This is a genomic window from Mycolicibacterium novocastrense, from assembly GCF_001570485.1.
Taxonomy (GTDB): domain Bacteria; phylum Actinomycetota; class Actinomycetes; order Mycobacteriales; family Mycobacteriaceae; genus Mycobacterium; species Mycobacterium novocastrense.
On sequence record NZ_BCTA01000028.1, the window covers coordinates 323,016 to 342,158 of the forward strand.

The following is a 19,143-nucleotide window of genomic DNA, read 5'->3' on the forward strand; positions in this document are numbered from 1 at the left end:
ACCCCGTATGGCGATGCGGCTGTTTGTCCTCTATGTGGTCATCGAGATCGCGGTCGTGGTGGCCCTGGTGTCGACGATCGGCATCGGCTGGACGCTACTGGCGCTGCTCACCACGTTCGTGCTGGGTTTCGCGCTGGCAGGGTCGCAGGTCAGGCGTCATATCGGCAGGTTGCGCTCGGGCCTGACCCCGGCGACCCTGCACGGTACCGCCGCCGACAGCGTCCTCGTCGCGCTCGGCACCGTGCTGGTCGTGATTCCGGGTCTGGCCAGTTCGGTGGCGGGGGTGCTGCTCCTGCTGCCGCCGACGCGGGCCGCGGGCCGCCCGCTGGTGACCGCGCTCGCCGCGCGCCGGATGCCGCTGATCACCGCCGGAATGGCCGGGTGGGGGGCGGCCACCAACCGGCGTGACTCGGCCACCCAGCACGGTGACTACATCGACGGCGAGGTCGTCGACGTGGTCGACGTCGAACCGCCCGCCGTGGAGCGCCCGCGTCCCACCACCGACGGGCTGTGAGAACCTCCCGTAGGTGACGACCCTTCTGCTCAACGGGCGGGTGCACAGCCCCGCCATGCCCGACGCCACGGCGCTGGCCGTGCGCGACGGTGTGATCGCATGGTTGGGCAGCGACGACGTCGGCCGCAGCCAGTTCCCCGACGCGCAGGTCATCGACCTCGACGGTGCCTTCGTCGCACCCGGCTTCGTCGACAGCCACATCCATCTCACCGCCACCGGGCTCACGCTCGCCGGGCTCGATCTGCGGGCCGCCGCCTCGCTTCAACACTGCCTGCAACTGCTCGCCGACCATGCCCGCAGCCACCCTGACGGTCCGATCTGGGCGCACGGCTGGGACGAGTCGACATGGCCGCAGCGCACCCCGCCCAGCACCGATGACATCGACGCCGTCGTGGGGGACCGGCCGACCTACCTCGCCAGGGTCGACGTGCACTCGGCCGCGGCGTCCACCGCGCTGCGCACGCGGTGCCCGGGCCTGGCCGACGCGGCCGGATACGACCCGCAGCGGCCGCTGACCAGCGACGCCCATCACCTGGTCCGCGCCGCCGCGCGGGCCGGGCTGACCGCCCCACAGCGTGCCGACGCGCGCACCGCCGCGCTCAACGCGGTGGCGGCGCACGGCATCGTCGCGGTGCACGAATGCGCGGGCCCCGACATCGGCGGCCTCGACGACTGGGATGAGATCCGCGCCCTCGACCACGGCGTCGATGTCGTCGGCTACTGGGGTGAAGCGGTCACCACGGCCGACCAGGCACGCGCACTGATCGAACGCACCGGCGCGCGCGGCCTGGCGGGCGACCTGTTCGTCGACGGAGCGCTCGGGTCGCGCACGGCCTGGCTGCACGAGCCCTACGACGACGCGCCCGGCTGCGTGGGCAACACCTACCTCGCCCCCGACGCCATCGCCGCCCACCTGCAGGCGTGCACGGAGGCGGGTATCGCGGCCGGCTTCCACGCGATCGGCGACGCCGCCGTGACCGCGGTGGTCGACGCCCTCGAGTCCGTCGTCGCCTCCTCGGGCGCTCCCGCGGTCGCCCGGTGCGGGCATCGACTCGAACATCTGGAGATGGTCACCTCAGAACAGGCGCACAAGCTCGGCGCCTGGGGTGTGCTCGCCAGCATGCAACCGAATTTCGATGCGCTCTGGGGCGGCGAAACCGGCATGTACGCCCAGCGTCTCGGGCCGCAGCGAGCCCGATCGCTGAACCCGTTCGCGCTGTTAGCATCCCAAGGCGTGCCCCTCGCCTTCGGCTCGGACAGCCCCGTCACCGGGATCGACCCCTGGGCGACACTGCGCGCGGCGACGCGACACCAGACGCCGGGCAGTGCGCTCTCGGCGCGTGCGGCGTTCGCAGCGCTCACCCGAGGTGCGTGGCGCGCCGCCGGCGTTCGAGACGGGTTGGCGGGCACCCTCGTTCCCGGGGCACCGGCCTCGTACGCGATCTGGGAAGCCGACGAACTCGAGGTGAGTGCCCCCGCCGACGCGGTGCAACGGTGGTCCACCGACCAGCGGTCGCGGGTGCCGGCGTTGCCGCGACTCGACGGCCCGTCACCCCGGTGTCGGCAGACGGTCCATCGGGGTGTCGTCATCCATGGCTGAAACTCCCTCGAAGGCAAGGCGGTTCGGTCAGGTGATGGTGGACCGGCTACCACAGCTGGGCGTCGCGATCGTCGCCGGCGTGCTGCTGTGTTTGAGCTTCCCGCCGTTTGGATGGTGGTATCTGGGCTTCGTCGCGTTCGCACTGTTGGCGTGGGTATTGACACGCGAAACCACCACGGTGCGAGGCGGATTCGGCTACGGGTTCCTGTTCGGGGCGGCTTTCTACCTGCCGCTGCTGCCGTGGGTGGGGGCGTTCGTCGGGCCGTTCCCGTGGATCGGGCTGTCGCTCGCCGAGGCGGTGTTTCCCGCGCTGTTCGGGGCGGCCGCTGTGGTGGTTCGCCGGCTCCCGGGCTGGCCGCTGTGGTTCGCCGGGTTGTGGGCCGCGCAGGAGTGGCTCAAGTCGACGGTGCCGTTCGGCGGATTCCCCTGGGGCGTCGTCGCTTACGGCCAGACGGAGAGCCCGCTGCGGTCGATCGCGCAGCTCGGCGGGGCGCCGCTGCTGTCCTTCGCGGTCGTGCTCGTCGGGTTCAGCTTGGCGGCAATGGTTTTCGAGGTCATCCAGTGGTGGCGGCGTGACGATGCGCAGAAAGCCGCACCGCCGGCCGTGGTGGTGCCCGGCCTGTGCATCAGCGCCGTGCTGCTAGTCACTGCGCTGACATGGCCGCACGTGCGCCAGTCGGGTCTGGGCGCCGGCGACGAGCACTCGGTCACCGTCGCCGTCGTCCAGGGCAATGTGCCCCGGCTCGGACTGGACTTCAACGCCCAGCGTCGCGCCGTGCTCGACAACCACGTCCGCGAGACGTTGCGGCTGGCCGAGGACGTGCGGGCGGGGCGGGCGCCGCGGCCGATGTTCGTCGTCTGGCCCGAGAATTCCTCCGACATCGATCCACTGGCCAACCCCGACGCCCATGAGCTGATCTCCTCAGCCGCCGAAGCCATCGACGCGCCGATCCTCGTCGGCGCGGTCGTCGAGGCGCCCGGCGCCACGCCCGAGGAGCCGACCACGACGAACTCGGTGATCGTGTGGAACCCGGGCAGCGGTCCCGGCGAGCGCCACGACAAGCAGATCGTGCAGCCGTTCGGCGAGTACCTGCCGTGGCGCGGGTTCTTCCGCAACTTCTCCGAGTACGCCGACCGCGCCGGTTACTTCGTACCGGGGGACGGAACAGGCGTCGTGCACCCGGCCGGTGTGCCGGTGGGGGTGGCGACGTGCTGGGAGGTGATCTTCGACCGTGCGCCGCGCGAGTCGGTGCGCAACGGCGCCCAAATGCTGGTCGTGCCGTCCAACAACGCGACGTTCACCGAGTCCATGAGCGAGCAGCAACTCGCCTTCGCCCGGCTGCGTGCTGTCGAACACGACCGCTACGTCGTGGTGGCGGGCACGACGGGGATCAGCGCGATCATCTCGCCGGACGGCCGTGAGCTGGCTCGCACCGCGTTCTACGAACCCGCGTATCTGGACTCCGCGGTACGGCTGAAAACCCAGCTCAGCGCCGCGACACGGTTCGGGCCGCTGGTGGAGGGGCTGCTCATCGCCCTCGGCGTGGGCAGCCTGCTCACCGCGATACTGCACAATAAAAGCTTTGTGCGTCGCCGCGTGGGCGGCGGCACCACAGACAGAGGAGCCACATGACGACGGGCCGGGACCCGGGCGAGCGACCCAGCCAGCGCACGCTGGTCATCATCCCCACGTACAACGAGCGGGAGAACCTTCCGCTGATCGTCGATCGCGTCCAGAAGGCGCTGTCCGACGTCCACATCCTGATCGTCGATGACGGCAGCCCCGACGGCACCGGCAGGCTCGCCGACGAACGGGCCCTCGCCGACCCCGACCGCATCCACGTCATGCACCGCAATGCCAAGGGTGGTCTGGGCGCGGCGTACCTGGCCGGGTTTGCCTGGGGGCTCAGCCGCGAGTACTCCGTGCTGGTGGAGATGGACGCCGACGGCAGCCACCCGCCCGAACAGCTGTACCGGTTGCTCGACGCCATCGACGGCGGCGCCGACCTGGTGATCGGTTCGCGTTATGTGCCCGGCGGAGAGGTCCGCAACTGGCCGCGCCGCCGCCTGCTGCTGTCGCGGACCGCCAACGGTTATTCGCGCATCCTGCTCGGCGTCGACATCCACGACATCACCGCCGGTTATCGCGCCTACCGCCGCGAGGTGCTGGAAAAGATCGACCTGAGCGCGGTCGACTCGAAGGGGTACTGCTTCCAGATCGACCTGACCTGGCGCACGATCAACAACGGGTTCGTCGTCGTGGAAGTGCCCATCACCTTCACCGAACGCGAGTTCGGCCAGTCCAAGATGAGCGGGTCCAATATCCGCGAGGCGTTGTTCAAGGTCGCGGAGTGGGGTCTGCGCGGCCGTATCGACCGCGGCCGCGGGGCCCGCGTCACGCGCTGACCCTCACCCCACCCTCCGCGAGTGACCGTGTTCGCACCGCAACACGCCGTGCTTTCGTGGCGTGAAGCGGTCGCTCGCGGTGAACGACGGGGTCAGCCGCGGCGGCGGGCCTTGATGATGTCGAGCCGCTCCTTGAGCAGTTCCTCGAGCTCCTCGATCGACCGGCGCTCGAGCAGCATGTCCCAGTGCGTGCGCGGCGGCTTGGTCTTCTTCGGCTCGGGGGCGTCACCCTCGATCAGGGTGCCTTCCATGCCGTTACGGCACAGCCAGGTGTGGGGGATCTCGGCGTCGTCGGCGAACGGGACGTCGAACTCTTCACCGTTGTCGGTGCGGTACCGCGCGACCTGACGCGGCGCCAAGTCGTGGTTGCGGTCGGTCTCGTAGCTCACGGCTCCGAGGCGACTTCCCCTCAAGACGCGATCAGCCATCGTCAAACACTCCTCGATCAGCGCGTTATTGTCCGAATCATCAACGCCGCAGCATGCTGTGAAGTTCCCGACTCGACCCACCATGATACCGGGAAACCGATGAAGCTCGGTTTACAGTCTGGCCTGTGGCAACCGGGATCAAGAGGCGCGCCCGCCCCGCCGCCTGCCGCTGGTGCGGCCGCGAGGTCGGCGATGCGGGGCTGGGCAGGCGGCGACAGTACTGCAGGCAGTCGTGCCGGCAACGCGCGTACGAACAGCGCGCCGTGATCAAGGGCACGTCGCTGGCCCCTGACGCGGTCGTCCTCACTGCGGACGAGGCCGCTGAGCTCTCTGACCGCATCTACCAGGTCCGATGCGCCGCCGAGGACGTCGCCACAGCGGTCGAGGAAGGCGCCGACACCGTCGAATTGCGCCAACTGTGCGAGGCGCTGATGACGGCGGCCAAGGCGGCCGACGGTTGGCGCTGACAGCTGGATTTCCAGGTATTTCGCTGCGTCGTTGAACCACAATGGGTGCTGGCTCGTCGTGTCGATGACCAGTCAGTTCAGCCCGAATGGACCACCATGACCGTGAAGAGATGGACCCGCATCCTGTTCGTGAGTATCAGCGCGACGCTCGCGTTCGGCTTCCTGACCGCATGCTCCGGCGGCTCGTCGGTGGAGTCGACGACGACGGCGGAGGCCCGGCCGTTTCCGCAGACGGCGCGCTACGTCGCGGACATGAAATCGCCCGACGGCAAGCCGATGACCATCGGCATCTCCGTCGACGGCGGTGAGCTCGCCGCGTACGCCTGCAACGGCAGCGATGACGAAGCTTGGTTCTTCGGCAATCAGACCGACGGCAAGATCGACCTCACGTCCAGGTTCCGCGACACGCTGACCGCGCAGTTCGACGGCGCCGACGTCGAAGGTGACCTGACCATGAACGGGATCACCTACGCATTCACCGCGACACCGGTGGCCGGTGAGGCCGGTGTGTACACCGCCGGCGTCGACGGCGTGCGCGCGGCATGGGTGGTCCGCGAGGACGGCTCGGCCGTCGGTGTGCAGCTCAACGGGTTCAGCGGCACGCTCGACCAGGCCGACATCCAACAACTCAACGACGCCCAGTTCCGCGCCGAGGTCCGCAACAAACGCCAGCTGCAACAGGCGCAGCAGATCACCCGCCTGTCGAACGGGGCGATGAGCTCCAGGATCAACGGTAGGGACGTCACCCCGACCCTCGTCACGGGTTCGTTCCGCTTGAACTGACAACCCAATCCCCACAGCCCCGCCGGTGCACCCGGCGGGGCTTGTGTCTTTATTTCATCCGGAATCAAAGCCTTCAGGTGGCGCGCGGCGGTCCGTAGCGTCAGATCACCGTGACCGCCCCACCAGACCTCACCGCGCCCAATGCGCCCATCGCGGTCGGACGGTCTGCGAATCCCATTCGGCAGCAACACAAGTGGGCCGTGCTTCGGTTGGCGTCGCCAGTGATACTGCTTACGCTGTGGCAGCTCCTCAGCGCGATCGGACTGATCCCCCAGGACGTACTGCCCGCCCCGTCGCTGATCCTCGAGGCGGGCGTGGAGCTTGTTCGCAACGGCCAACTCGCCGAGGCGCTGAGCGTTTCGGGCATCCGGGTGGTCGAGGGCCTGGTGCTCGGCGGTGTGCTGGGTGTCGCGCTGGGGACGGCCGTCGGCCTGTCGCGGTGGGTGGAGGCCGCGATCGACCCGCCCATGCAGATGGTCAGGGCGCTGCCCCATCTCGGTCTGATCCCGTTGTTCATCCTGTGGTTCGGCATCGGCGAACTACCCAAGGTGTTGCTGGTCGCGTTGGGTGTCAGCTTCCCGCTGTACCTGAACACGTTCTCGGCCATTCGATAGGTCGACCCGAAACTGTTCGAAACCGCCCAGGTGCTGGGCTTTTCGTTCTGGCAGCGGTTCTGGCGCATCATCGTGCCGAGCACGGCGCCGCAGGTGCTCGTCGGCTTCCGGCAGTCGTTGGCGATCGCGTGGTTGACGTTGATCGTCGCCGAACAGATCAACGCCGACAGCGGGATCGGCTTCCTGATCAACAACGCCCGCGATTTCCTACGCATCGACATCATCATCTTCGGCCTGATCGTGTACGCGTTGCTCGGCATCGGTACCGACGCGATCGTCCGGGTTCTGGAACGACGTGCATTGAGGTACCGCTCATGACATTGGCCACTGCCCGAGAAGTCCGCACTGCGGCCGAACTGCGGCACGTCGACAAGTGGTACGGCAAGCACCACGTGCTCGTCGACGTATCGATGAGGATCGGCAGCGGCGAGATCGTTGCGCTGATCGGCCGCAGCGGATCCGGCAAGTCGACCGTGCTGCGGGTGCTCGCGGGCCTGTCGTCCGAACACAGTGGGGAACGCGTCGTGTCGGGCCCGCCCGCGCTGGCGTTCCAGGAGCCGCGGCTGTTTCCGTGGCGAGACGTCCGCACCAACGTCGAGTACGGCCTCACCCGCAGCGGGTTGCCCAGGGATCAGGCCCGATCGCGCGCCGAGCGCGCGTTGGCCGATGTCGGGCTCGCCGATCGTGCCGACGCCTGGCCGCTGACCCTGTCCGGTGGCCAGGCACAGCGGGTTTCGCTCGCTCGTGCTCTGGTGGCCGAACCCGATCTACTGCTGCTCGACGAGCCGTTCGGCGCGTTGGACGCGTTGACGCGGCTGAGTATGCGCGAGTTGTTGCTCGACCTCTGGCGTGAGCACGGGTTCGGCGTACTGCTGGTCACGCACGATGTCGACGAGGCCGTTGCGCTCGCCGACCGCGTGCTCGTGCTCGACGACGGACGCGTCACCCACACGCTCGACATCCCCGAGCCGCGCACCTCGACCGGTTCGGCGAGCCACCGTGCCGAACTGCTCGACCAGCTCGGCGTACAGAGCTGAAACCGCATACAACCGAAGGGATTGTCATGTCCAGAGTCGTCGTTGTGCTCGCGCTCATCGGCCTGTTGGCGACCGGATGCGTGTCGCGCCAGGACAGTTCGGGCGCCCAGGAGGCGCCGGCCACCGTCGCGTTGACCGACCTCGCCGGCCTCACCCTCAACGTCGGCGACCAGAAGGGCGGCACCGAGGCGCTGCTGCGCGCATCGGGCGCTCTCGAGGGCCTGCCGTACGCGATCAACTTCTCCACGTTCACGTCCGGTCCACCCCAGATCGAGGCGGCCACCGCCGGGAAGATCGACTTCGCGATCACCGGCAACACGCCACCGATCTTCGGCGCCGCCCCCAACGCGAAGGTCAAGGTCGTCTCGGCCCTGGACGGCGGCGGATTCGGCGATCAGATCCTGGTGCACGCCGATTCACCCATCCAGCGGGTCGCGGATCTGCGCGGCAAGAGCATTGCGCTCGCCAAAGGCAGTTCGGCACACGGCCATACGCTGGTCCAGCTGGACCGGGTGGGCTTGAGGGCCTCCGATGTGAAGCTGGTGTTCCTGCAACCCGCCGACGCGCTGTCGGCGTTCACCCAGCGCCGCGTCGACGTCTGGGCAGTATGGGACCCCTACACCGCCCAAGCCGAAACCGACCTGGCGGTGCGCAGCATCGCCCGGGCCACCGGTGTCACCAACGGTGCCGGGTTCGGAATCGCCTCCGACGCCGCATTGGCCGACCCGAAACGCAACACCGCGCTGAGCGATCTGCTGCAGCGGTACGCCAAGGCCGTCCGGTGGGCCGACGACAACCGCGAGCAGTGGGCGAAACGCTACGGAGAAGAAGTGGGCCTCGATCCCGCGGTCGCCGCACTCGCACAGGGGCGCAGCCTGCGGTTGCCCACCGACCTGTCCGACGAACTGATCGCATCCGAGCAGGAAATGGCCGATCTGTTCGCCGAGTCCGAACAGATCGCGGCGGCACCGGATTTCGAACGCTGGGTCGACCGCCGCTATACCGACGTGCTCAAGCCCCTCTACCTGACTCGCGATTAGGAGCGACATGTCCTCGGGGAAGTTCTTCTGGTTCCTGCCCACCGCCGGCGACAGCCGGTCCATCGTCGGTTCGTCGCACGCGTCGTCACAGCAGACCGTGCCCGCCAACTACCGCGCGCCGACGCGGCGCTATCTCGCCGAGGTGGCCCGCGCCGCCGACCGCCTGGGTTACGAAGGGGTGTTGACCCCGACCGGAACCTGGTGCGAGGACGCATGGTTGAGCGCATCGGCCCTGTTGGCCGAGACGGAGCGGTTGAAGTTCCTCGTCGCGTTCCGGCCGGGGCTGACGCCGCCCACGCTCGCCGCCCAGCAGGCCGCGACGCTGCAGCGGTTTTCCGGGGGGAGGGTGCTGCTCAATATCGTCAGCGGTGGCGACGACGTCGAACAGCGCCGGTTCGGCGACTGGCTCGACCACGACCAGCGCTACGCGCGCACGGGGGAGTTCCTCCACATCGTCGATTCCATCTGGCGCGGGGAATCGCTGGATTTCGAGGGCGACTACTACAAGGTCGCCGATGCGCGCGTGTCCGAGCCGCCGGACCCGTTGCCGCAGATCTACTTCGGCGGATCGTCACCGGCCGCGTTGCCGATCGCCGCGCAGTACGTCGACGTGTACCTGACGTGGGGCGAGCCACCGCAGGACGCGGCCGCGAAGATCGCGCGAGTCCGTGAGCTCGCCGAACAACGTGGGCGCACCGTGCGGTTCGGCGTCCGATTGCACACCATCAGCCGCGACACCTCGGCGGCGGCCTGGGCGGTCGCCAACGAGATGCTGACGGGGCTGAGTGCAGAGCAGATCGCCAAAGCCACTGCGCTGCACGCCAAGTCGCAGTCCGAGGGGCAGCGGCGGATGACCGCACTGCACGGCGGTCGGACCGACCGGCTGGAGATCTACCCGAACCTGTGGGCCGGTGTCGGGTTGGTGCGCGGCGGCGCGGGCACGGCGCTCGTCGGCAGCCACGAGGAGGTCGCCAATCTGATCTACGAGTATTACTCGCTGGGCTTCGACGAGTTCATCCTGTCGGGCTACCCGCACCTGGAAGAGGCCTACTGGTTCGCCGAAGGTGTGCTGCCGCTGCTGAAGCGCAAGGGCGTGGCCTAGTGCGGGTGGTCAGCAGCTGAACTTCTCGCCGGTCTGCGGGGGCGCGGTGACCGACTGCAGGCAGCCGAACGGTTCGATGCCTGCGTCGCTGAACTTGACCGCGGACTGATAGGCGTAGTTGACGCAGAACAGTCCGACGGTGTCGGTTCGGCAGCGGTAGTCCCCGAAGGACAACGCCTGGCCGTACGGGAGCTCGGGGCCCTCGCCGGCGGTGAACCGGCCGGGGTCTCCGTGCACGGAGCCGACGATGACGCTGGTGCCGTCGTAGTCGACCCAGCCGCCCTTCCACTCGCCGTAGGCGTCAGCCGGCCGCGGTGGCGGGTCGACCAGGTCCACCAGGCAGGCCAGCGCCCCGTCGGCGTACTGGCTGTCGGTCATGCAACTCGTTTTGCCCGACGGCGTGGTGAACGCGACGTCCTCGCCGAGGTCCGTTGTCTGGCCCTCGCGCATGGCCGCGTGGTACCGGCCGGTGTCGGCGGGCTCACCGGCTTCCACCCAGGCCACCACGTCGCCGATCGGCGCGCCGGGTGCCGGCGGAGCGGTGGGCTTCGGTTTGGTCGTGGTCGTGGTCGGCGAACTCGCCGACGGAGACGGTGGAATCGGTTCTATCCGTTCAGCTTGCCCGCCCGTCGTCGTCGAACACCCCGCTACCAGCACGGACGCGATCAGCACAGCCATTCGCATACCGGCCAGGCTAGCGGGCCGACACGCGATCCCTGGTCAGGCGCGGCGGGAGGCCGTGCTCGAGAGAGCATTGCTAACGTCGGGTGATGCACGAACACACCGTCCGCGCGACCATCGCCTCCGGCACGATCGAGGGGTTCACCCGCGACGGCGTGCACCGTTGGCGTGGCATTCCCTACGCGCGCCCGCCGGTGGGTCCGCTGCGGCTGCGCGCGCCCCAGCCCGTCCAGCCGCGGCGCGGGGTCCGCTACTGCCACGGATACGGCAACTGCGCCCCCCAGCAACGCATGTACACGATGCTGGCACCGGGCAAGTACCAACCGATGAGCGAGGACTGCCTGACCCTGAACGTGGTGAGCCCGAAAAAACGGTCGGGTTCCGCGCTGCCGGTCATGGTTTTCATCCACGGCGGCGGTTACTTCATGGGGACGTCGGCCACCCCGATCTATGACGGTGCGGCACTGGCCCGCAAGGGATGTGTGTACGTATCGGTCAACTACCGCCTGGGTGCGCTGGGGTGTCTGGACCTGTCGTCGCTATCGAACTCAGACGTCACGATCGACGACAACCTGTATCTGCGCGATTTGGTGATGGCCCTGCGCTGGGTGCGCGGGAACATCGCGGTGTTCGGCGGCGATCCCGACAATGTGACGATCTTCGGCGAGAGCGCCGGAGCGCACGCCGTGGCCACGTTGCTCGCGGTACCCGCCGCGAAAGGCCTTTTCGCCAACGCGATCTCGGAGAGTCCGGCGGCGGGAATGGTGCGCACCCCGGAGGTGGCCGCACAGTACGCGACGCGGTTCGCCGCCATGCTGGGCGCGGGGGAGAACGACGGCGCCAACGCGGTGATGGCGGCGCGCCCGGCCGAATTGGTCGATGCGTTCGAAGATCTCATCAGACACGGCCAACGCGAGATGCTCGGCGCCTTCGCGGCCGGGCCCACGAGCGGAACCGACTACCTGCCACAGGATCCGGTGGAGGCGATGCGCAGTGGCAATGGACACCGGCTGCCGCTCATCGTCGGGACGAATGCCGAAGAGGCCAACCTCTTCGGTCGTTTCCTCAAGCTGTTGCCCATGTCCGAGCCGATGATCGAGCGGCTGCTCGCCGAGGCGGAACCTGAAGAGCGGGAACGTATCACCGCCGCGTATCCGGGATATCCGAATCAAAAGGCATGCGTCCAGTTCGGCAGCGATTTCGCGTTCGGCTCGGCCGCCTGGCAGATCGCCGAGGCGCACAGCCGCCACGCGCCGACCTACCTGTACCGCTACGACTACGCACCGCGCCCGTTGCGCTGGTCGGGCCTCGGCGCCACGCACGCCACCGAACTACTGGCGGTGTTCGACGTGTACCGCACCGGGCTCGGCCGTCTGCTCACCGCGGTCGGTGACCGCAAGACCGCGTTGCGCGTCAGCGATGACGTCCAACGCCGCTGGCGCGAATTCGCGGCCACCGGCGTCCCCGGTGCCGACTGGCCCGCCTACACCAGCGCGGATCGCGCCGTGCGAGTGTTCGATCAGCGCCCGCGCATCGAGTTCGACCCGCACGCCGCCCGCAGGGAGGCGTGGGAAAACTTCTCGCTAGTCTCGCGTTGACGCTGGCCCCCAGCGACCACGAATCGTCACACGGAGGAATGGTGCCCACCATCAACGTCGTCGAAAGCCCCGCAGATCTGACCGCCGAGTGGTTGACGTCCGCGATCGGCTCAGCGGTCGCGGACTTCTCCTACGAGCGCATCGGGACGGGCCAGATGAGCGAGTGCTACCGCGTCACGCTGACGTATGCGGACCAGCACGCCGGCCCCGCGACCGTGGTGCTCAAGGTGGCCGCCACCGACGCGGTCAGCAGGCAGACCGGTTTGGCGCTGGGCCTTTACGAACGCGAGGTGCGGTTCTACACCGACATCGCGCCGCGGATCGGGGGACCGGTGGCGCCCTGCTTTTCGTCGGCATTCAACCCGGAAACGGGCGCCTTCCATCTGCTCCTCGGTGACGCCGGCCCGGCGACCGTCGGCGACGAGATCCGCGGCGCCTCAGTCGAACAGGCCATGCTGGCGCTGTCCGAGCTCGGCAGACTGCACGGCCCGCTGCTCGGGGATCCCGCTGCCGCGAGCGCCGAATGGCTCAACCGGGAGGCACCGGTCAACCAGGCGCTGATCGCCAACCTGTACGCGGGCTTCGCCGAGCGCTATGCCGACAAGATCGCGCCCGAGCATCGTGAGGTGTGCGAGCGACTGCTCGCGAGCTTCGACGGGTATCTCGCCGCGGAGTCGGCGGACGACCGGGTCAAGGGGCTCGTGCACGGGGACTACCGGCTCGACAACATGCTGTTCGGGCAGGCCGGGGCCGACCGGCCGCTGACAGTCGTCGACTGGCAGACGGTCACCTGGGGTCCGGCGATGACCGACGTGGCGTACTTCATGGGCTGTGCGCTCCCTGTCGAGTTGCGCCGCGAGCACTACGATGCGCTGTTGGACGCTTACCACCAGGCGTTGGGTCCCGACGCAACGATCAGCTTCGAGGACGTCCGCGACGGCGTGCGCAGGCAGACCTTCTTCGGGGTGATGATGGCGATCATCTCCTCGATGCTGGTCGAGCAGACCGAGCGCGGCGACGAGATGTTCATGACGATGCTACAGCGCCACTGCGAGCACGTAATCGACGTCAACGCGCTGAGCATACTCCCGGAACCGGTTGCGCCCGAACCTCTTACACCCACGGCCGAGGACGAGGGTGAACATCCGCCCAGCGACGAGCCGCTGTGGAACGAGAGCTGGTACTACGACTTCGTCGACCCGCAGCAGGAGATCGGCGGTTGGGTGCGTCTGGGGCTGTACCCCAACCTCAAGACGTCCTGGGTCAACGGCCTGGTGTGTGGTCCGAACATCCCGACCTACGCGTTGCTCGACTTCGAGGGCACCGATGCGATCGAACTGACGCTGACCCCCACCGAACCGCTCAAGACCGTCCGCGTCACCATGCGCGGCCGCGGCCAGGCGTACGACGATCCGGCTGGGCTGCTCCGCAACGAATCCGGCCGTCCTGTCGACGTGTCGATGGAACTCGAGTGGACCACCACCGGCACGCCGTATCTGTACCGGGTGACCCCGCGCTACGAGATACCGTGCTCCGTGTCGGGCACAGTGTCGGTCGACGGTCACGAGTTCACGTTCACCGATGTGCCGGGCCAGCGCGACCACTCCTGGGGTGTGCGCGACTGGTGGTCGATGGACTGGGTGTGGAGCGCGCTGCACCTCGACGACGGCACCCATCTGCACGGTGTCGACATCCGCATCCCCGGCGCTCCGCCGCTCGGTATCGGCTATGTGCAACCGCCCGGCGAGCCGCTGATCGAACTGCAGACCGTCACCGCACGGGAGACGTTCGCCGACAACGCGTTACCGGTGGCGACGACGCTGACGCTGGCACCCGGCGACGTGACCGTCACGGCCGAGGTGCGCGCCCACGCTCCGGTGCTGCTGACCTCGCCCGACGGCCGGATCAGCCACTTCCCCCGCGCGTGGGCGACGGTCACGACGGCCGACGGCCGCAAGGGCGTGGGCTGGCTGGAGTGGAACCGCAACCAGCCCTAGCCGCGCCTTCGTTGTGGCGCGAGCGTGCGAGTTTGCACACGACACACCGCGAAAATTCGGCGCTTCGCGCACCCTCGCGCCGCAGCGGGCGTGCGCTAGCGCGGGGCGTACATGATCAGACCGACGCCGGCCAGACAGATCAGCGCCCCGGTGACGTCCCACCGATCGGGCCGAAAGCCGTCGGCGATCATTCCCCACGCGAGTGAGCCGGCGATGAAGACCCCGCCATACGCCGCCAGCACCCGGCCGAAATGGGCGTCGGGCTGAAACGCGGCGACGAAACCGTAAGCGCCCAGGGCCATCACACCGGCACCGATCCACCACCAACCGCGGTGCTCACGCACGCCCTGCCACACCAGCCACGCGCCGCCGATCTCGAGCAGCGCGGCGAGGACGAACAGCATCACCGATTTGAGCACCATCACGTCACTCAGCGTGCCGTGAGCGTGCGCAAATTGCTGTCACGGCGCGGCGTGTCGTGTGCAAACACGCACCGTCGCGGCACGAATTGTCAGGCCAGGTGGGCGCTGTCGTCGTCGAGGTCGTCGCGGTTCAGGCCCATGGGCGTCGCGGCGGGCAGGTCGCCGCCGGCGACGACTTTGCGGGTGATCGGTGTCAGGGTGCGGAACAGCGTCTCGATCTCGTCATCGTTCAACACGTCGAGCGCCGGCAGCGCCAGCCGGTCGGTGTCGTCCTCGATCCGCTGTTTGAGGTCACGGCCGGCGTCAGTGAGCTCATCACCGTCGAGCAGGCCGCGCGCGGCTAGCCGGTCGCGGTACAGCGCCCACTGTTCGTCGTCGTAGTCGCGGCTGCGCATGATCATCTCCTTGGGCACACGGCCCGCAGCGGCGTGCAGGATGTTGCTCTCGCGACCGGAAATCCCGTGAGTGATGAGCAACGCGATGTGACCGTCACCGCGCTGTTCCCGCAGCAGCGTGGTGGCGTGCCAGAGCTTGGCCAGAGGTTCGTCCGGCCACGGCAGCGCCGCGTTCGCGGCGAACAGGCATCGACCGTCGAGCGCGGCGTTGCGGGCGACCTTCGCCAACAAGTCAGCCGCGGTGGCCACGTCGTCGCCGTGTCCGACGCCGTAACGTTCGAGCGCCGCCACCGCGGACTCCAGTCGGACCCGCAGCGCGTCGGCCGGGGGAGCCACCTCCCACGCCGCCGGAAGAGCCTTGGCGACCCGGTGCGGCGCGAAGTTGTAGAACGCCGCCGTCACCACCTCGGGTGCCACCTCCCCCAGCGGTGCCGACCTGGCCGCGAAATAGCCCATCCAGAATCCCTTGTAGCCAAGGCCGTCGAGGGCCGCGCGAGCTTCGGGGGCGAAGTAGGTGACGGCGTGCACGGGTTCGAGTCGATCGAAGAATCGGCGCGCCAACGACGGTTGCCTGTCCACGTCGGCAGTTAACCACTGACGTCGATCCGCGTCCGCCGCGGCCCGATCAAGAGGTGTCAGTGACCCGACGAATCCTCGGACACCGCCGAACTGGCCTCGTCGATTATCGCGCGCATGGCCTGTTCGGCCGCCGCCTCGTCACGCAGCCGGATGGCGCGCGCAACCTCGTCGTGCAGGTTGATCGCGGCGGGGTTGGGCGTCGAGGGCATCATCCCGTGGTGGGTTCGCCCGGCGAGCACTTCGGCCACAACACCGTCCAGCGCACGGAACATCTCGTTGCCGCTGGCCTCCAACATGGTCCGGTGAAACAGCTTGTCGGCCTCCAGGTATGCCTCGAGGTCGCCTGCGCGGCCGTGGACGACCATGTCCGAAACGGCGGCCGCCATGATGCGGCATTGATCCGGACCGGCCCGCCGCGCGGCCAGAGCGGCCGCCGCGGGCTCGAATCCGCGGCGTAGCTCGGAAAGCGAGAGGAGTTGGGCGGCCCGGTCGCCGGCTTCCAAGCGCCAGCGAATCAGCCTGGGGTCGAAGACATTCCACTTCTGCGACGGTTGGACCGTGATGCCCACCCGCCGACGCGATTCGACCATGCCCATCGATTCGAGCACCCGGATCGCCTCACGAGCGACGCTGCGCGACACCCCGTGACGCGCGCTGACCCCGTCGAGGGTCAACACCTGCCCGGCGGGATACTCACCGGAGACGATCGCGGTGCCGAGCGCCTTGAGAAGATTGCCGTGCAGCGCGCCGACGATTGGTTGAGACGCCACGCATACATCGTTTCATAGGTTCGTCAGCCGGACTTAAAGACGAATTAATACGTGACCCTATTGCAATCGTATGCCTATTACGGAATGCTGTGTGATGCCAAACACAACTGGGTAGGTGGAGGAAATGGCGTCTCCGATCGTGGTCATGGGCGTCTCGGGTTCGGGCAAGTCGACCGTGGGTGCTGCGCTCGCGCAGCGATTGCGCGTACCGTTCGCCGATGCGGACGACTTCCATCCGCCGGCCAACATCGCGAAGATGACGGCCGGTGAGGCGCTCGACGACGACGACCGCTACCCGTGGCTGGAAGCGATCGGTGAGTGGTTGGCCGAGCGCTGCGCAACCGGTGGGGTGATGAGTTGCTCGGCGCTCAAGCGCAAGTACCGGGATCAGTTGCGGCGTCACTGCCCTGAGGTGGAACTCCTGCATCTGGTCGGCACCCCAGAGGTCATCGGCAGGCGGCAGGCCAGCCGTCCCGGTCACTTCATGCCGGCATCACTGCTGGCTTCTCAATTCGCGACACTCGAACCGCTGGGATCCGACGAGCGCGGCGTCGACATCGACGTCGACCAGAGCATCGATGCCATCGTCGAGAGCTATGTAGCGGCAACGGGTTCGACCGACCGGTAAGACCCGTGGCCGACACACCCGATGAACCAAAACACGATGCCGCTAAAGCACTTTGACCACCCGCCAGTGGGCGTGATACGTCCGGCACTGACAGTTCGGAGGCCTGATGGAAGCAATCGATCCCGCCTACGGAGCCACGACGCTCCTGTTGATCGCTGCGGGGGCGGTGGCGGCCCTGCTGTTCTTGATCATCAAGGTCAAACTGCACGCCTTCGTGGCGTTGGTGCTCGTCAGCGTGCTCACGGCACTTGCCGCGGGCATCCCGGTGGGCGATGTTCCCGACGCCATCAGCTACGGCTTTTCGAACACCCTCGGCTCGGTGGCGTTGCTCGTCGGCTTCGGCGTCATGCTCGGTCGGCTGCTCGAAGTCACCGGCGGCGCGCAGGTTCTCGCCGACACCCTGATCGCCCGATTCGGTGAGAAGCGGGCGCCGTTTGCGCTCGGCGTCGCCGCGCTGCTGTTCGGCTTCCCGATCTTCTTCGACGCCGGTCTGGTCGTATTCCTGCCCATCATCATGACCGTCGCCCGACGGTTCGGAGGATCGCTGCTGCTCTACGGTCTGCCCGCGGCGGGCGCATTCGCCGCCATGCACGCCCTGGTGCCACCCCATCCGGGGCCGGTGGCCGCGGCCGAGGCACTCGGCGCGAGCATCGGCGTGACGCTCCTGGTCGGCGCTCCGGTCGCCGTATTGTCTTGGTACATCGGCGTACTGCTGGTTTCCCGGGTGATCGGGCGCCGCGTACACGTCGACGTTCCGACGGCGTTGTTCGGCGAAATGAACGGCGGAACAACGAACTCCGAACCCGACGGTGCCGGCGACACCCCCGGCGGAACCGGCGCTAAAGGAGTGGCCACCGCGGCCCGAACCGTTCCGTCCTTCGCCTCCGTGCTCGGCGTGCTGCTTCTTCCGTTCGTGTTGATCTCGTTCAACACCGTTCTCGACACCCTTGTGACCGCGGGGATTTTGGAAGAGGACGCCACGTGGGTGCGCTACCTGATGTTGCTCGGCAACACGAGTGTTGCGCTGCTGATCACCGTGATCGTGGCGGCCGTGGTGTTGGGTCTGCGGCGGGGTCGGTCGATGGACGAAGTCAGCGCCCTCTACGACAACGCGCTCGGGCCCATCTGCTCGGTCATCTTGATCACCGGGGCCGGCGGCATGTTCGGCGGAGTGCTGCGGTTGAGCGGCATCGGCAGCGCCCTGAGCGATTCCCTGTCGGGTCTGGGGATGTCGCTGATCGTCCAGGCCTTCATCATCGCGACGCTGCTGCGCGTGGCCCAGGGATCGGCCACGGTCGCGATCACGACGACGGCCGGGCTGATCAGTGCCGCAGCCGCCGAGGCGAGCTTGGGCAGTCTTCACCTCACCCTGCTGGTCATCGCCATCGCCGCCGGATCGACCGTGCTCTCACACGTCAACGACTCGGGCTTCTGGCTGGTGAGCCGCTTCTTCGGGATGGACGTCAAGACCACGCTGAAGACGTGGACGGTCATGGAGACCACGCTTGGCCTCACCGCATTCGCGTTCAGCCTTGTTGTGTGGCTGGTGATCTGACCCCGACATGTTGCGGGTCAACCGTGTCGACCGCTGTGACGGTCAGCCTTTGACGACTTGCGTGCCGCCCGCGAGTTCATCGTGCTTGCCCTGCTTGGTCGGGCTGCCGCTGATGGTGACGGCGATGACGATGATCGCGATGACGCCGAGCAATCCGCCGACGAACGGGATGATCGGAAGCAGCGTCCACGAGTTGCGAATGGCCGCCTGCGCGGCGGTCGGCTTGGCGGCCCCGCCGGGACCGCGAACGGTCAGGCCGAGGATCTTCTTCCCCGGTGTCGAGCCCGTACCGGCCTCGAACGCGAGGAAGTAGACGAACATCAAGCCGCCGGTGAAGAAGCCGGTGACCATGATGTTGGAGGCGGTATCGGTGAGGAAGGCCAACAGCCAGCTCACGATTCCGACGAGGATGCCGTCGATGATCCGGGCGAGCCAACGCAGGAGCAGGCCGCCCGGCTGACCGCCGCCCGCCGGATAGCCGCCGCCGTACTGATCCGGCTGGGGTCCGAGATTTCCGCTAGTCATCC

At 68.0% G+C, this 19,143-nt stretch carries 19 protein-coding genes and 1 pseudogene; 14 read left to right on the forward strand and 6 right to left on the reverse strand.

Translation table 11 applies throughout. From position 1 onward, the window contains the following. Window positions 1-7 precede the first annotated feature (7 nt). From RMCN_RS12160 to RMCN_RS12175, 4 genes are read left to right on the forward strand one after another with little or no spacing between them, the layout of a single operon-like run. The gene (locus RMCN_RS12160; protein WP_064350082.1) at window positions 8-514 is read left to right on the forward strand and encodes an FxsA family protein; all 507 of its coding nucleotides are present in this window, start codon (window positions 8-10) and stop codon (window positions 512-514) included. Window positions 515-527: 13 nt separating this feature from the next. Beyond that, window positions 528-2,114, forward strand: coding sequence for an amidohydrolase (locus RMCN_RS12165; RefSeq protein WP_064414146.1), 1,587 nt, complete (start codon window positions 528-530; stop codon window positions 2,112-2,114). Further along, complete coding sequence (lnt, locus tag RMCN_RS12170) at window positions 2,107-3,747, forward strand: apolipoprotein N-acyltransferase (RefSeq protein ID WP_067389312.1); 1,641 nt, start codon at window positions 2,107-2,109, stop codon at window positions 3,745-3,747. Before RMCN_RS12165 ends, lnt begins: the two co-directional genes overlap by 8 nt. Then, window positions 3,744-4,520: a polyprenol monophosphomannose synthase gene (locus RMCN_RS12175; protein ID WP_067389316.1), complete on the forward strand. Its 777-nt coding sequence runs from the start codon at window positions 3,744-3,746 to the stop codon at window positions 4,518-4,520. Before lnt ends, RMCN_RS12175 begins: the two co-directional genes overlap by 4 nt. 92 nt (window positions 4,521-4,612) lie before the next feature. Here RMCN_RS12175 and RMCN_RS12180 read toward each other — a convergent pair whose 3' ends face one another. Next, window positions 4,613-4,948 (reverse strand): RNA polymerase-binding protein RbpA, encoded by a 336-nt coding sequence (locus tag RMCN_RS12180; protein ID WP_064350208.1) that lies wholly within the window; start codon window positions 4,946-4,948, stop codon window positions 4,613-4,615. A gap of 125 nt (window positions 4,949-5,073) precedes the next feature. Between RMCN_RS12180 and RMCN_RS12185 the strand changes: the two genes are divergently transcribed. From RMCN_RS12185 to RMCN_RS12210, 6 genes and pseudogenes are all read left to right on the forward strand, one after another. Further along, the gene (locus tag RMCN_RS12185) at window positions 5,074-5,415 is read left to right on the forward strand and encodes a hypothetical protein (RefSeq protein ID WP_064414149.1); all 342 of its coding nucleotides are present in this window, start codon (window positions 5,074-5,076) and stop codon (window positions 5,413-5,415) included. A gap of 102 nt (window positions 5,416-5,517) precedes the next feature. Beyond that, window positions 5,518-6,198 carry a hypothetical protein gene (locus RMCN_RS12190; protein WP_067389532.1) on the forward strand — a complete coding sequence of 227 codons (681 nt, stop codon included), beginning with the start codon at window positions 5,518-5,520 and terminating at the stop codon, window positions 6,196-6,198. Between the two features lie 176 nt (window positions 6,199-6,374). Continuing rightward, a pseudogene (locus RMCN_RS12195) lies at window positions 6,375-7,130 on the forward strand (ABC transporter permease). Beyond that, window positions 7,127-7,849 carry an ABC transporter ATP-binding protein gene (locus RMCN_RS12200; RefSeq protein ID WP_067389319.1) on the forward strand — a complete coding sequence of 241 codons (723 nt, stop codon included), beginning with the start codon at window positions 7,127-7,129 and terminating at the stop codon, window positions 7,847-7,849. Before RMCN_RS12195 ends, RMCN_RS12200 begins: the two are co-directional and overlap by 4 nt. 26 nt (window positions 7,850-7,875) lie before the next feature. Continuing rightward, complete coding sequence (locus tag RMCN_RS12205) at window positions 7,876-8,889, forward strand: ABC transporter substrate-binding protein (protein ID WP_067389322.1); 1,014 nt, start codon at window positions 7,876-7,878, stop codon at window positions 8,887-8,889. Window positions 8,890-8,896: 7 nt separating this feature from the next. Beyond that, window positions 8,897-9,991, forward strand: coding sequence for an LLM class flavin-dependent oxidoreductase (locus tag RMCN_RS12210; RefSeq protein ID WP_067389330.1), 1,095 nt, complete (start codon window positions 8,897-8,899; stop codon window positions 9,989-9,991). A 9-nt stretch (window positions 9,992-10,000) separates the two neighbouring features. Here RMCN_RS12210 and RMCN_RS12215 read toward each other — a convergent pair whose 3' ends face one another. Further along, window positions 10,001-10,675 carry a hypothetical protein gene (locus tag RMCN_RS12215; RefSeq protein WP_064350088.1) on the reverse strand — a complete coding sequence of 225 codons (675 nt, stop codon included), beginning with the start codon at window positions 10,673-10,675 and terminating at the stop codon, window positions 10,001-10,003. Window positions 10,676-10,761: 86 nt separating this feature from the next. Between RMCN_RS12215 and RMCN_RS12220 the strand changes: the two genes are divergently transcribed. Continuing rightward, window positions 10,762-12,270: a carboxylesterase/lipase family protein gene (locus RMCN_RS12220; RefSeq protein WP_067389333.1), complete on the forward strand. Its 1,509-nt coding sequence runs from the start codon at window positions 10,762-10,764 to the stop codon at window positions 12,268-12,270. 38 nt (window positions 12,271-12,308) lie between these two features. Then, window positions 12,309-14,267 carry a DUF7064 domain-containing protein gene (locus RMCN_RS12225; RefSeq protein ID WP_067389336.1) on the forward strand — a complete coding sequence of 653 codons (1,959 nt, stop codon included), beginning with the start codon at window positions 12,309-12,311 and terminating at the stop codon, window positions 14,265-14,267. Between the two features lie 95 nt (window positions 14,268-14,362). Here RMCN_RS12225 and RMCN_RS12230 read toward each other — a convergent pair whose 3' ends face one another. From RMCN_RS12230 to RMCN_RS12240, 3 genes are all read right to left on the reverse strand, one after another. Further along, window positions 14,363-14,689 carry a YnfA family protein gene (locus RMCN_RS12230; RefSeq protein WP_064350090.1) on the reverse strand — a complete coding sequence of 109 codons (327 nt, stop codon included), beginning with the start codon at window positions 14,687-14,689 and terminating at the stop codon, window positions 14,363-14,365. Window positions 14,690-14,778: 89 nt separating this feature from the next. Beyond that, window positions 14,779-15,663 (reverse strand): SCO6745 family protein, encoded by an 885-nt coding sequence (locus RMCN_RS12235; RefSeq protein WP_067389338.1) that lies wholly within the window; start codon window positions 15,661-15,663, stop codon window positions 14,779-14,781. Window positions 15,664-15,719: 56 nt separating this feature from the next. Next, window positions 15,720-16,433: a FadR/GntR family transcriptional regulator gene (locus RMCN_RS12240; protein WP_067389357.1), complete on the reverse strand. Its 714-nt coding sequence runs from the start codon at window positions 16,431-16,433 to the stop codon at window positions 15,720-15,722. 124 nt (window positions 16,434-16,557) lie between these two features. Between RMCN_RS12240 and RMCN_RS12245 the strand changes: the two genes are divergently transcribed. Next, window positions 16,558-17,061, forward strand: a complete 504-nt coding sequence (locus RMCN_RS12245; RefSeq protein ID WP_064414156.1) for a gluconokinase — start codon at window positions 16,558-16,560, stop codon at window positions 17,059-17,061. 106 nt (window positions 17,062-17,167) lie between these two features. Beyond that, window positions 17,168-18,616: a GntP family permease gene (locus RMCN_RS12250; RefSeq protein WP_067389360.1), complete on the forward strand. Its 1,449-nt coding sequence runs from the start codon at window positions 17,168-17,170 to the stop codon at window positions 18,614-18,616. Between the two features lie 42 nt (window positions 18,617-18,658). On the opposite strand, the gene RMCN_RS12255 is transcribed toward RMCN_RS12250, so the two are convergent. Next, window positions 18,659-19,141 carry an RDD family protein gene (locus RMCN_RS12255; RefSeq protein WP_064414158.1) on the reverse strand — a complete coding sequence of 161 codons (483 nt, stop codon included), beginning with the start codon at window positions 19,139-19,141 and terminating at the stop codon, window positions 18,659-18,661. Between the last annotated feature and the right edge of the window lie 2 nt (window positions 19,142-19,143).